The organism is Streptomyces atroolivaceus (genome assembly GCF_000717025.1).
In the GTDB taxonomy this organism is placed as follows: domain Bacteria; phylum Actinomycetota; class Actinomycetes; order Streptomycetales; family Streptomycetaceae; genus Streptomyces; species Streptomyces atroolivaceus.
On the sequence record NZ_JNXG01000014.1, the window covers coordinates 76,827 to 89,845 of the forward strand.

At 67.8% G+C, this 13,019-nt stretch carries 8 protein-coding genes; 6 read left to right on the forward strand and 2 right to left on the reverse strand.

The window, feature by feature from the left end; translation table 11 throughout:
• Positions 1 to 216: 216 nt before the first annotated feature.
• Both OO67_RS24490 and OO67_RS24495 read right to left on the reverse strand, forming a co-directional pair.
• Positions 217 to 1,320, reverse strand: coding sequence for a LacI family DNA-binding transcriptional regulator (locus tag OO67_RS24490; RefSeq protein WP_244300311.1), 1,104 nt, complete (start codon positions 1,318 to 1,320; stop codon positions 217 to 219).
• A gap of 85 nt (positions 1,321 to 1,405) precedes the next feature.
• On the reverse strand, positions 1,406 to 4,144 hold the full coding sequence (locus OO67_RS24495) for an exo-rhamnogalacturonan lyase family protein (protein WP_106972806.1): 2,739 nt from the start codon (positions 4,142 to 4,144) through the stop codon (positions 1,406 to 1,408).
• A 680-nt stretch (positions 4,145 to 4,824) separates the two neighbouring features.
• Here OO67_RS24495 and OO67_RS24500 point away from each other — a divergent pair.
• From OO67_RS24500 to OO67_RS24525, 6 genes are all read left to right on the forward strand, one after another.
• Entirely contained in the window at positions 4,825 to 5,832 is a 1,008-nt protein-coding gene (locus tag OO67_RS24500) for a hydroxyacid dehydrogenase (RefSeq protein ID WP_051709765.1), read from the forward strand.
• Between the two features lie 225 nt (positions 5,833 to 6,057).
• Positions 6,058 to 6,912 carry an ABC transporter permease gene (locus OO67_RS24505; protein WP_033303608.1) on the forward strand — a complete coding sequence of 285 codons (855 nt, stop codon included), beginning with the start codon at positions 6,058 to 6,060 and terminating at the stop codon, positions 6,910 to 6,912.
• Entirely contained in the window at positions 6,909 to 7,796 is an 888-nt protein-coding gene (locus OO67_RS24510; protein WP_033303488.1) for a carbohydrate ABC transporter permease, read from the forward strand. Before OO67_RS24505 ends, OO67_RS24510 begins: the two co-directional genes overlap by 4 nt.
• Positions 7,797 to 7,837: 41 nt before the next feature.
• A complete protein-coding gene (locus OO67_RS24515; protein ID WP_033303490.1) occupies positions 7,838 to 9,484 on the forward strand; it encodes a type 2 periplasmic-binding domain-containing protein in 1,647 nt (548 codons plus the stop codon).
• A gap of 53 nt (positions 9,485 to 9,537) precedes the next feature.
• Positions 9,538 to 10,668: a LacI family DNA-binding transcriptional regulator gene (locus OO67_RS24520; protein ID WP_078598232.1), complete on the forward strand. Its 1,131-nt coding sequence runs from the start codon at positions 9,538 to 9,540 to the stop codon at positions 10,666 to 10,668.
• The gene (locus OO67_RS24525; RefSeq protein ID WP_078598234.1) at positions 10,619 to 12,652 is read left to right on the forward strand and encodes a DUF2264 domain-containing protein; all 2,034 of its coding nucleotides are present in this window, start codon (positions 10,619 to 10,621) and stop codon (positions 12,650 to 12,652) included. The genes OO67_RS24520 and OO67_RS24525 overlap by 50 nt, the downstream gene beginning before the upstream one ends.
• Positions 12,653 to 13,019 lie beyond the last annotated feature (367 nt).

Genomic DNA, 13,019 nt, shown 5'->3' on the forward strand with positions numbered 1-13,019 from the left:
GCATCACGAGTGCCGGAGCGCCTTCATCGTCCTGTCGGCGAACGCTGTTCCGCCCAGCATTCGCGCACTCGACCGCCCCGACGCTTCAACTTGCTTCGTTTCGACGCATGCTGCTCATTTGATCGGGACACGTCAATAGCTACGGCCGAAACGGTCTCCCGGCATGCCGCAGCGCCCGGTAGCCGGGCTACCGGGCTCGCAGGGAGAAACCGACGCTCAGGAGCCGGCTTGTGTACCGCAGGACGCCCTGATGGTGAGGCGGGGCTGCATGAACAGCTGACGGACGGGGACCGAGAGCGGGTCCGACGCGCCCAGACGGTCCAGGAGCAGTCGCGCAGCCTGCTGCCCGATTTCGTGCTTCGGGGGCGCGACAGCCGTCAGCGGCACATCCGCGAGCGAGGCGATCTCGTCGTCGTAGGCGATGAGCGCGAGGTCCTTCGGCGCGTACAGGTGCCGAAGGCGCATGCGTCGCATGAGTTCGATCGCGTCGTGATCGGAGTGCACGAGGGCGGCGCGGACACCACCTGCCATGCACTCCTCGATGAACTGGTCGTACTGCGCGGCTGCTTCGGTCGAGCCCAGTGTCGGCCGCCCGCTGTCGAGCACGGGCGCTCCGTGTTCCAACTGCAGTCGATCGACCGCCGCCTGGTGGCCTGCCTGCAGCAGGGACGCGGTGGGACTGCCGTTCGTGAACAGCGCCACCTTTCCATGTCCGAGCCGCACAAGGTGCCGTACGGCGGCGAAGGCACCCTGCCGGTGGTCGGTGGCGACGAACTCGCAGGCCGCGAAGGGATCATGCGGTTGCCGCTCGAGCAGCACGTAGGGGAGACCGGTTCGCTCCAGCTCGTGGAGGGTCTTGTCAGGCAACTCGTGTCCGCCGGGCGAGGCGACCAGCAGACCGGACGCACCCGACTCGGCGAGCTCCTCGATGCGTTGCGCGTCGCTGTCGCGGGTGTAGTCGGTCAGGCTGATGACGACCCGCGCATCGCGGGCGGCCGCCACCTCCCGGACACCGGCGACCACCCGCGGGTAGTAATAGGTCGCGGACGGCACGAGGAGCCCCAGCGTCCGCTCCGGCCTGGCCGTCGAGCCGCCTGCCGAAACGGGCTGGGCCGCTGCGGAGGGTGCCGGCGTGGCGAGCATCGCCCCGCCGCGCACCCGGCTCAGCGCGCCTTCGTTCTCCAGGTCGAGCAGATCTCGCCGCACGGTCGCCCGGGAGACCCCCAGGCGTGTGGCGAGTTCGACGACCTTGAGACCACCGGACGCCCGCAGCTCACTGAGCAGCCGCTCGCGTCGCTGAGCGACGAGCATGTCGGTCATGGCACCCCTCCGGTGAACAGATCTCGACGATCCTAGAGGAGGTTGATCGATCTTGCTCCGGGCTGGAGCGCTCCGGTGGCCGGCTTCAGGCTTTGTCTCCGACCAGGGCCAGGCACTGGATGGCGGCGAGCCCGAACTGTGCGCTGGCGTTGGCGGAGAACCTCGCCTCGTCCACGGGATTGAGCACATCGGGACCTTCGACCCGCCGGGACGTGAAGTCGTGGTCGGCGGGGTATCCCGCGTGCCCTGTACGCAGCTCCTTCCAGGCACGCAGGGCGAGGGTGTCGTCGTCGAGCTGATGCGCCGCGTACGCGGTGGCCCGCGAGTAGGCCTGGCGGAGATTGAGGTTGCCCCAGTCCGATCCTGTCGCTCTCCGCTGTTCGTCCTTGGTGGCGTTGTACAGGCGGCAGAACATCAGCCACTGCTTCCTGACGTTCTCGTCGTCGACCAGCTCCACCACCTCGGTCATGACCTCGATCAGCCCGAATACAGAGCTCAGGGACCCTATGTACACGCTCGGCTCCGTGGGGCCGGTGAACTTGCCGTCCGCGAGGTCGTAGGTGATCGCCCCGCTCTGCACCCAGCCGTTGGGCATGGCCGCAATGGTCGTGGCGCCGTTGACCAGCTTCGTGCGGGCGATGGTCTTGCCGTGCCGCTCCCACTCGGTGAGCCAGGCCATGGCCAGTGATCCCCAGTCGGTGGTGGTTCCGACAGGCATCGCCTTCGGCTCCGGTTCGAAGGGGTCACCCTCCCTGATCTTCCGTACGGGATCGAGGACGAGGAAGCTGCGGTCGGCGTCGACGAGATCGTGCAGGACGTCGCCGACGCGTTCGTCCGCGGTGAGGAAGTAGAAGATGCGTTTGTAGCCGGCGTTGCTGATGCGTACCTGTTTGGCACTGTCGCCCCAGTGCATGACGCCGTGCCGGGTCCCCAGACCCTGGTACTTGCCGATGTGGTACATGTCCACCTCACCGGTGTGGCGGGTCATGGCCTCCGCGAAGCGGAAGGCGGACGCGTCGCCGGTGCGCAGGTAGTGGTACCAGAGCCACAGGTCGGTGGAGAGCTCGGAGTTGTCCCAGGCGTGCCCACCGACGTCGTAGGACCAGGTGTGCCGGTCGCCGTCGTAGTTGTGCATGATGTCGCCGTAGTCCCAGAAGCCGTACCAGGAACGCTGGTCCACCTGCTCGCGGTGATAACGGTGGATGGCCTGGAGCTTGTCCTCGATCTCCGCCTTCGCCGGGGCCGAGCGGTCCACGGGGCTCCACGATCCGAAGATCTTCGCGCTGTGGTTGTGCTCGGGGCTGCTGACGAGCAGCGGGGGCGTGGAGTTGGCCTCGGCGAGCGAGGCGAATCGCTCCGCGGTGGGTGTGGCCTCCAGGGCCCAGAACGTCATCTCGGTGGTGCGGGCGACGCCGTAGGGAGTCCCGAAGCCCGGTTCGTAGTCCTCGTAGGTGATCTCAAGGCCTTCGAGCTGCTCGGGATAGGTGTCCTGCCCCATGCCGTCGTGGTAGAAGCGCAGGTCCATGGCGTTCGCGCGCGGGGACCACATCCACACGGTGACCTGGGCTGTCGCGCCGGCCGCCCCTGCGATCTCCAGCTCGGTGGGGTGCAGTTGCCAGAAGTTGCGCATGCCGAAGGCCAGGCCGCCCGTGGGTGAGCCCACATAGCCGAGACCTTCCGCCCGCTTGCCGCCGTCCACGCGGATCCAGGAGTGGCCGGGCTTCGTCCGCTTGTGGATCTCGAACCCGTGGGCGTTGAGCTGCCGGAGGCTGTAGTCGCCGAAGGCGGGGATGTACTGCAGACGGGACGTGACGCGGCTGTCCCAGGTGCTCGGGTCGGGAGTCGCCTTGCCCTCGTGCTGCGCCGCACGCACGGCCGCGCCGGGGTCACGACGTAGCCCTGTGAGGCCGCGGACCGCCTCGGAGAGGACACCCTGGTCCTGTCCGGCAAGGCGGACGTGCCGGTCGTGCAGCTCACCACGCATCGGTACGCCGAAACGTACACCGAGACCGTTGATGAAGTCCTTCTTCTCGTCACCGTCGAATACGAAGTTGTGCACCGTGCGGATGCCGTCCGATCCGGCGTACAGGTAGAAGCGCACCACGAAGGGCAGCCAGGCACGTCGTGCCTTCTTGTGCTTCCCCTCGACCTTGATCACAGCACGTACCGGCCCGTCCTGCTCCACGGTCACGGCACTCACGATGCCGGTGAACGACTCGGTCTTGACCACCGGCGACGGGTCCGTACTCGGCTTGTCCTGGCGGGAGGCGATCAGGTGGCCGTTCTCCGCGATCACCGTGCCTCCGCGCCGGATCGATTTGATGAGCAGACCGCCCTTGCGAGGGAACACCACCTCGATCACGCCTGTGTTCACGGTGATCTGATCACGTCCACTGTGCACGTTGAGCGCAGCGTCCGGCTTGGCTGCGGCGCCTGCCGCGAGCCGGTAGCTCTCGCTCCGTGCGGCCGTGCCGCTGACGGCATGGGCGGTCCACTTCACGGAACCGTCCGGCCACCAACCAGTCGGCCAGCTCTGCACCGGAACGTCCTGTCCCGACTCCGTGGTCAGCGAGAACTCCTGGTCGGCGGCGAACGAGCCCGCCGGCCAGGGAACGCCCCAGGTCGTGCCGGCCGCGAGTTCGGCCGGCACGCTCCTCTCCAGCCAGCGCAGTGTCACCGGATCGTGGCCGTCGGCCTGGACCGGAGCTGTCCGAGGCTGTTCAAGTGGGCTGCTCGCGGTGGCGGTTGTCGTGGAGCTGAGCCATGCGACCGCGCCTCCCGCAGCGGCGGATGTCAGCACGGACCGTCGACTGATCTGTCCCACAGCATTCAGCTCCTCTGAGCGGCGGGCGCCAGGGCGCTCGTCGATGGACGTTCGGGATGAAGGGGGTGGCGCATCGGTCCACGCGTGGTCGCGGGCAGGCAGCTCGGTGCCGACCGCGCCGCCCCACACGGACAGACGGCTGATCTCACGCCGGCACGGACGAGGGGCGCCTGAAAGAAGGGGCTCGCCAGGCAGAGTTCTGCCCCTGCGTTCGGACCATGGTCTTCAGCGGCGCACGCCGCGGTCACATGCTTACACCAGACGATTCATCTGAACCAGAGTTGCAACAACCTGCGCAGGGTTTAGTTCCATCGGACTGTCCAACTCAGATACCGAGGTGCGTCAAAGAGGACACAGCTCCCCACAAGAGAGGATAATCCGGACCGAGTTGCGGCTGAAGTGACGAGGCGGCGCCGCGATCGCCACCTCTGGTCTCGCGCTCACGATGAAGCAACTTGATTCTTTGTGAAGACTATTGTTTCGAACCTGATGGCCGTGCACAATGCAGGACGTCGCACTGGCCCGGGGGCCCTATGAATCGTTCCACGACGTCGATCCATCCGGCTGCGTCCTGAAGCCCGTGCGGCTACCGCTCTGGACCGCAGATGCCCGGTCCGCGAAGCAGCGGCCCCGAAAACATGTTGCAGCACCCCTTTTCCAAGGAGCCGCGTGTGCCCCCGATGCCAACCACCCGCCTGCGTACCGCCGTCGTGTTGAACCACGCGCTCAAACAGGAGCTGTTCAGCCCCGACGACTGGGCAGACCTGGCCGACATCGCCGACGTGGTGGCCGAGTGCGAGGACAGCGCGGCGCTGAGCGTGCACCCCCGCCGTCACGAGGCCGAGGTACTGGTCACCTCGTGGGGCATGCCCCGTCTGACAGAACAAGTCCTCTCAGACCTGCCGGCACTGCGGGTAGTGGCGTATGCAGCCGGCTCCGTGCGCGGACTCGTCAGCGAAGCGGTCTGGGCCCGGGACATCGTCGTCGTCTCGGCAGCCGAAGCGAACAACGAACCCGTGGCCGAGTACGTGTACGCCCAGACGGTTCTGGCCCTCAAGGACGTGCACCGCAGAGCACACCGGATCAGAACGGCGAGGGAGCTGCCTGCACTGGACGGTGTGCCCGGCCTCTACGGTCAGCCGGTCGGCCTGGTGTCCTTCGGTTCGATCGCACGCAAGGTCGCCGTCCGTCTACGCCACCTGGAGGCCGACGTGGTGGCATGGGATCCTCACATTCCTCCCGAGGCCGTGCGCCGGCTGGGCGTCGAGCCCGTCGCCGAGCTGGAGGACTTGTTCGCACGTTCCCTGGTACTGAGCATCCATGCCCCCTTGATCCCCGGTCAGACAGAAAAGCTGATCACGGGCGAACTCCTCAGGCTCCTGCCTCACGGTGCCACGGTCATCAATACGGCCCGAGGCGCCGTGATGGACGAGGACGCGCTCATCGACGTACTGCGCGAGCGCCCGGACCTGTACGCCGTTCTCGACGTGACCACCCGTGAACCACTGGCCCCCGACTCACCTCTGTACACACTGTCCAATGTCATGCTCACCGGCCACGTCGCCGGAACCGTGAGTGGTGAACGCCGGGCCATGGGCCGCCTCGTCATCGAGGAACTCCGTCGCGTCGCCGACGGGGCGCTCCCCCTGCACGCCGTGTCGGCCGACTCCTCGCTCCTGCGCGCCTGAGGCCCCACTCCACGCCGAAGGATCCTGTCACAGGTGTTGACCACGCTCTGAAAACGTTTTAATTTTCCGTCCACTTCACACCACAGCCGAGGAGGCTCCGTGGCAGCGCTGCTCCGTGAGCGCCCCGGGAAATCGGCCGCCAGCCGCGCTTCCCATTCACCGCCAGGCGCTCAGAAGAAGCAAAAACGTTTCCAACGCAAGCGCAGCATCGCGCTGTCCGTGCTCATGTTCGGCAGCTTCGCCTACTTCGTCGTCTTCCACTACGGCGCTCTCGCCGGCAACGTCATCGCCTTCAAGGACTACGTCCCCTTCGACGGCATCTGGGGCAGCGCCTGGGTCGGCGGCAGCAACTTCGAACGGATGCTGGACGACGCAGAGTTCTGGCACTCCGTCGTCAACACGATCGTGATCGCGGTCCTCCAGCTGGTCTTCTACTTCCCGGTGCCGCTCGCCCTGGCTCTGCTGCTGCACAGCCTCACCTGGGGGACGGTCCGCCGCTTCGTCCAGTCGATCGCCTATCTGCCGCACTTCGTGTCGTGGGTGATCGTCGTCGCCCTCTTCCAACAGGTCCTGGGCGACACCGGCATGGTGAACGGTTACCTGCAGGACGCCGGCATCCACACGATCGACATCATCGGCAACCCTGACGCGTTCAAGCCGCTCGTGGTCGCCCAGGTCATCTGGAAGGACGCCGGCTGGGGCACCATCATCTTCCTGGCCGCGCTCTCCCAGGTCGACGAGCAGCAGTACGAAGCCGCGGCCATCGACGGGGCCGGCCCCTGGCGCCGCTTCTGGCACGTCACGCTGCCCGCCATCCGGCCGGTCGTCGTGCTCCTGCTCATCATGCGGCTGGGCGACATCCTGTCCGTCGGCTTCGAGCAGATGCTGCTCCAACGCGACGCGGTCGGCCCCGAAGCCGCCGAGATCATCGACACCTTCGTCTACTACCAGGGCATCGTCGGCGGCGACTACGGCTACGCCGCGGCAGCCGGACTGTTCAAGGGCCTCATCGGGGCCGCACTCGTCTACGCGGCCAACAAGGTGGCACACCGCCTCGGCGAGCAGGGGGTCTACAAGTGAGCACGCAGGCACGCCCCGGGTGGATGGAGAAGCCCAGACCGGTCACGCAGGTCGGCAAGGCGATCGCTCTGGTGGTCGTGGTGGCGCTGGTGTGCGTCCCCTTCCTGACGATCCTGTCCACCTCGCTCGCCTCGCAGGGTGAAGTGGTCGAGAACGGCGGCTGGGTCCTGTGGCCGACCGAACCCACACTCGACGCCTACCGCGACATCCTGAACGGCGGCATCGTCACCCACGCCCTGGGGGTGAGCATCGGCGTCACCGCGGTCGGCACGACGCTCAGCCTGCTCTGCACGGTCTTCCTGGCCTACGCACTGGCCCGGCCCAACGTGTACGGCAGCAAGCCGGTTCTGCTGCTGGTGCTGTTCACGTTCCTCTTCCCGCCCGGCATGATCCCCAGCTTCCTGGTCGTGAAGGAACTCGGACTGCTGGACTCCTACGCCTCATTGGTCCTGCCCGTGCTGGTCAACGTGTTCAACCTCGTCGTCCTGCGCGGCTTCTTCCAGGGCATACCGGAGGAACTGTACGAGGCCGCCCGCCTCGACGGCGCCGGGGACCTGCGCATCCTCTGGACCATCGTGCTGCCGCTGTCCAAGGCCGCACTCGCCGTCGTCGGTCTCTTCTACGCCGTGGCGTACTGGAACTCCTGGTTCTACGCCTCGCTGTACATGGAGAGCGACCACTGGCCGCTGCAGCAGGTCCTGCGCACCTACGTCGTGGCCGGCGAAGGCCTCACCGACACCACCACGGGTGAGGGCACGGTCAGCGCCCCGCAGACCGTACAGATGGCGGTCCTGGTGATCGCCACGGTACCGATCCTGATCGTCTACCCGTTCCTGCAGAAGTACTTCACCAAGGGCGTGCTCACCGGCGCCATCAAGAGCTGACCTTCCCCTTCACGAGCCGCACTCCGAAAGGTCGAACAGCCATGCCCAGAATGTCCCGGCGCACCGTGCTGCGTACCATGGCAGCCACAGGCGCTGCCGCCGCCGTGCCGTCCCTCCTCACCGCCTGCTCCAGCTCTTCGAGCGGCGGTGACGTGTCCAACGCGGGCAAGAAGCTCGCCGCCTGGCCCGAGTACAAGGCGGCACCGGGTGCGAAGCCCGATCTCGCCCCTACGGACTCCGGAGTCCAGGCCGGGTACACCAGCTACCCCGCGGATCTCACCACCGCGGTCAAGCGGACTCCGGGGGACGGGAGCACCATCCGGGTCATGTCCGTCACGTTCGGCACACCTCCGAAGCCGGCGGCGGAGAACCAGTACTGGCGTGCCGTCGAGAAGGCGCTCGGCGTCAAGATCGAGTTCACGGTCATCCCGCAGGCCGACTACCAGAAGAAGATGGCCACGGTCATGGCCGGCGAGGCCGAGTCTCTGCCGGACATCATCAACGTGTTCTCCGGCTACACCCTGCCCCGCGAGGCGCAGTTCGTCCAGAAGCGGGCCCAGGACCTCACTCCCTACCTGTCCGGGGCGGCGATCCACGACTACCCCAACCTGGCGGGCATCCCCACCCCCGCCTGGCGCGACATGGGCCGGGTCGGCGGCCAGATCTACGGCATCCCCCTGGAACGCCCGGTGACGGGCTCCACCCTCTGGCTCAATCAAGGGGTGTTCACGGACGCCGGCATGCAGGAGGGATGGGCCTCTCAGGACTTCGCGGCGGTCTCCCGGAAGGCCACCCGTGGAAAGACCTACGCTCTGGGTGCGGCCGCGGGTTCGCTGTTCGGACACTCTGTGCACGCCGCTGCGCACAACGTCTCGGCCTGGTCGGTGGGCAAGGACGGAAAGTTCCGTTCGAGCTTCACCGACGAACGGTTCAAAGCCACCGTCGCGTTCCAGGCCCAGCTGCGCACGGCCGGCTCGTACCACCCGAATGCCACCTCGATGTCGACCCCGGACCTCAGCACACTCTTCCTCAACGGCACCGTCGCCTCGGCGCAGAACGGCTTCGGGGCCTACCAGGTCCTTTACCCGGACACGAAGGGGCTGTTCACTCCGGCCCCCGCCCTGCCCTACAGCGTCGACGGCACGCCGGGAGGAGCCGTCGCCGCCCGCCGCTCCTTCGGCTACACCATCCTGAAGAAGGCCAAGAAGGAACGCATCGAGATGCTGCTCCGGGTCCTCGACTACCTGGCGGCACCGTTCGGTTCCAAGGAGTGGGAGCTGCTGCAGTTCGGGGCGGAAGGCGTCCACTTCACCCGCGGCAAGGACGGCTCGCCGCAGCGCAACAAGCTCGGGGAGGTGGAGAACATCACCAACCTCCCCTTCCGATACCTCGCGGAGGGGCCCCAGGTGCTCTTCGTGGCGGGGCGTCCCGAGGCCGTCCGCGCCCTGCATTCGTGGCAGCAGAAGGTCGTGCCGGTCGCGATCCGCAGCGCGTCCTTCGGCTTGCTGTCCCGTACCGAAGTCACGCAGGGAACAACCCTGCGAGCGCTGATGGACGACACGATCACGGCAGTGATCGCAGGTCGGTCGTCCATGGCCGATCTCGATGCCGCGGTCAAGAAGTGGCGCAGTCGGGGCGGCGACACAATGGCCGAGGAACTCGCGAAGGAATACGCCGCCAACAGCTAGACACACGCCCTGGCGGTGACGGATGCGGCGGACACGGCGACGAGGGGAACGGCATGGCGGCAAGGGAACGGGTCACCATTCGCGAGGTGGCAGCGCGAGCGGGGGTCTCCCCCGCTACGGTCTCGCGCGTGTTGAGCGGCAACTACCCCGTGCCGCCCGCCACTCGCACGCGGGTACTCAAGGCGGCCCGCTCCCTGGACTACGTCGCCAATGTCCACGCACGGGCTCTGGTCGGCGGCGGCCGCAGCATGGTGGCGGTCATTCTGAGGCAGGTCACCAACCCGTTCTACGCGCAGGTGGCCGAGGGCGTGGAGGCCGAGGCCTCCGACCATGGCCGGCTCTGCCTGGTCGGCTCCACCGGCGGGGATACTCGCCGTGAGATGGAGCTCGTCCAGCTCATGCGTGAGGAGGGCGCCAGTCTGGTGATTCTCGTAGGTGGGATCGTCGAGGACGATGCCTACCGTGCGCGAGTGACCCGTTATGCCCATGCCCTGCAAGGAGCAGGGTCGCGGCTCGTGCTGTGCGGCCGCCCGTCCTCCGACCCCGCACTGCCCGCGATCGTGGTCGAATTCGACAACGAGGCCGGTGCTCACGCCCTCACCAGTCACCTCGTTTCCGCAGGCCACCGGCGCATCGTGTTCCTCGGCGGGCTGCCGGGCAACAGTGCTCTGGACGCCCGGGTGGCCGGCTACCGCGCGGCTCTGACGGCGCACGGACTCGCCGACGAGGACGCACACGTCATCGACTGCGGTCTCGGACGCGGTGCCGGACACCGGGCCATGACCGAGCTGTTGACCCGACGGACCGACTTCACCGCGGTCTTCGCCGGCGACGACATGGTCGCGGCCGGGGCCCTGCGCGCCATCGCCGACGCCGGCCTGCGTGTCCCCGACGACATCTCCGTCGTCGGCTACAACGACATACCGCTCGCCCAGGACTTCAACCCCCCGCTCACCACGGTGCGCACCCCCGCCGAGGAGTTGGGACGAGCAGCAGTGCGCCTCGCCCTGCGCGACTCGGAGAAATTGTCGGCCCCCGTCCACCACGTCCTGGGAACGCACATCGTCGTCCGGGACAGCGTCGGCCCTCCGGCACCGCATCGTGAAGCCCGTAGTACTGGAGGAATCACCCCGCATGACAGCGCCACAGCGTCGGACCGACCCGCCCTCCCTGCCGCTCCCTGACCTGCGGGTCTCCCCGTTCACGGGCTGCACACGCGAGTATTGGGAAGCCCACGCGGACAGGCTGCTGGACGGTCTGCTGCCACACGCCACACCGGGTCTCGCGCAGTACCGGCTTCCCGGCCGCACAGGAATAGCCGGCGCCTGGTCCGACGGTCTGGAAGGGTACGCGCGCTCGTTCCTGCTGGCCTCCTTCCGCATAGCGGGCGCTCAGGGCCGTGACGCGCCGGAGCGAACCGTCATCAGTGATCTCATCACCCGTTACGCGAACGGCCTCGCCGCGGGTACCGATCCCCGCCACCCGGAGCACTGGCCACGGATCACCGACCGCTCTCAGCCCATGGTGGAGGCCGCGTCCATCGCTGTCGCGCTGCACGAGACACGCCCCTGGCTCTGGGACCACCTGGCGGAGACCGTGAGGCAGCGGGTCGCGGCGTGGCTGGGGGGTTTCGTGGGGGCGCGGGCCAACGACTCGAACTGGCGCCTCTTCCAGGTGATCACCGAGGAGTTCCTGGCCTCGATCGGCGCCCCCTACCGGCAGAGCGAGATCGACGCCGGCCTCGCGCGGCTGGACGACTGGTACTGCGGCGACGGCTGGTACACCGATGGCGACGGCCGCAAGTTCGACTACTACAACGCCCTCGCACTTCATCTCTACCCCGTGCTCTGGGAACGCATCGCGGGAGACCGCGCGGACGCCGCACTGGTCGCCTCCCACCGGGCCCGGTTGCGCGTCTTCCTCGAAACCCACCAGTACTTCTTCGGTTCCGACGGCGCGCCTGTCCACCAAGGACGGTCGCTCACCTATCGCTATGCCACCGCGGCCCCGCTGTGGGCCGGAGAGCTGGCGGGCGCCTCCCCCCTGCCGCCCGGCCGCACCCGCCGTCTCGCCTCCGGAGCGCTGAAACACTTCGCCGACCGTGGCGTTCCGGGCGACGACGGCGTGTTGAGTCTGGGGTGGTACCGGCCCTTCCTTCCCGTCACCCAGGCCTACTCCGGGCCGGCCTCTCCCTACTGGGCGAGCAAGGCGTTCCTCGGCCTCCTGCTGCCTCCGGAGCATCCGGCCTGGACCGCACCGGAGGAGCCGTCCCCTGTAGACGTCGCGGACCAGTATCTCGCCCTGCCCGCACCGGGTTGGCTCATCCACTCGACCACCGACGACGGGATCGTTCGCCTCGTCAACCATGGCAGTGACCGGCTGCCTCCTTCACCGGCGCCGTCCCACCACAGTCCGCACTACAGCCGGTTCGCCTACTCCAGTGCCACGGCGCCGGAAACCCCACCGGAGGGTGAGCCCGATGCTCCGGACAACCACATCGCGCTGATCGAGCCGGCCGGTCCGGCGACCGTCAGGGGCCGGATCCACCCCCTGCACGCCCGTGGTCACCATGCCGCGTCATGGCATGCCCCCTCGACGGAAGAGGGCGAGGGGCCGTCGGTCATCGCCACGGCCAGCGTCGTGCACGGCCCGTGGGAAGTGCGGGTGCACCGCGTCCAGGGGCCGGCCGGAGCATCCGTACGAGAAGGTGGCTGGGCAGTGGCCTGCGACGAGGCTCCCCCGGTCGAGGTGACCGGGCCGGGCCTGGCGCTGGCCCGCAGGGCGGACGGGCTGACCACCGCACTCGTCGGCCTGCTCGGATGGGACGAGAACGGGCATGTGCCGGCCGGGGAGGTGGACCAGGCACGTGACCGGAACGCCGTGGGCGTCTTCTCGGCCACGCCTTTGCTGCGTCTTTCCCGCCACCCCGGTGGATCACGCCTGCTGGCCACACTCGTTGTGCTCACGGCCGATCCGGAACTGCGCGACGCCGTATCCGAACTTTCGCGCCTCGCCTACGCCCGCCCGACGCCGGATGGAGCGATCGAGGTCGGCTTCCCCGACGGCGCAGGCGCCCACATGGCAAGTGACCTGTTCACCATCCCTCCGGCTTCCTCGGATGGAGCGGCACACCACGCACCGAGCGGTGTGACGTCACGGACGACATGAGCGCGAGGCGCAGAGAAGTCATCGCGATACCAGTCATTAATTATGAATACATCTTGACACCCCGCAAGGGCGCGCTGACGATTGACGCAGTTCGTCGAGCCGCTCGCGCACGTACCGCCCTGCCTTATCAGCGTTGCCTGCCCATCTCGCCGCGCTGCAATGTGCGGTGGCGGAAGCGACCGGGCCCGGCACGTTCCCCACCGACTCGAAGGGTTGACCGTCTTGTCCGGACCACCGTCCGGTGTCGGGTTTCGGGCACTGTTCGCCATGAGTGCCGTGCCCCTGCCTCACGCCTTCCCGACCCATGTGATGGACCGACTGCGGGACATCGTGAACATCGGCCCCTGCCTGATGGCCGCGGAATTCC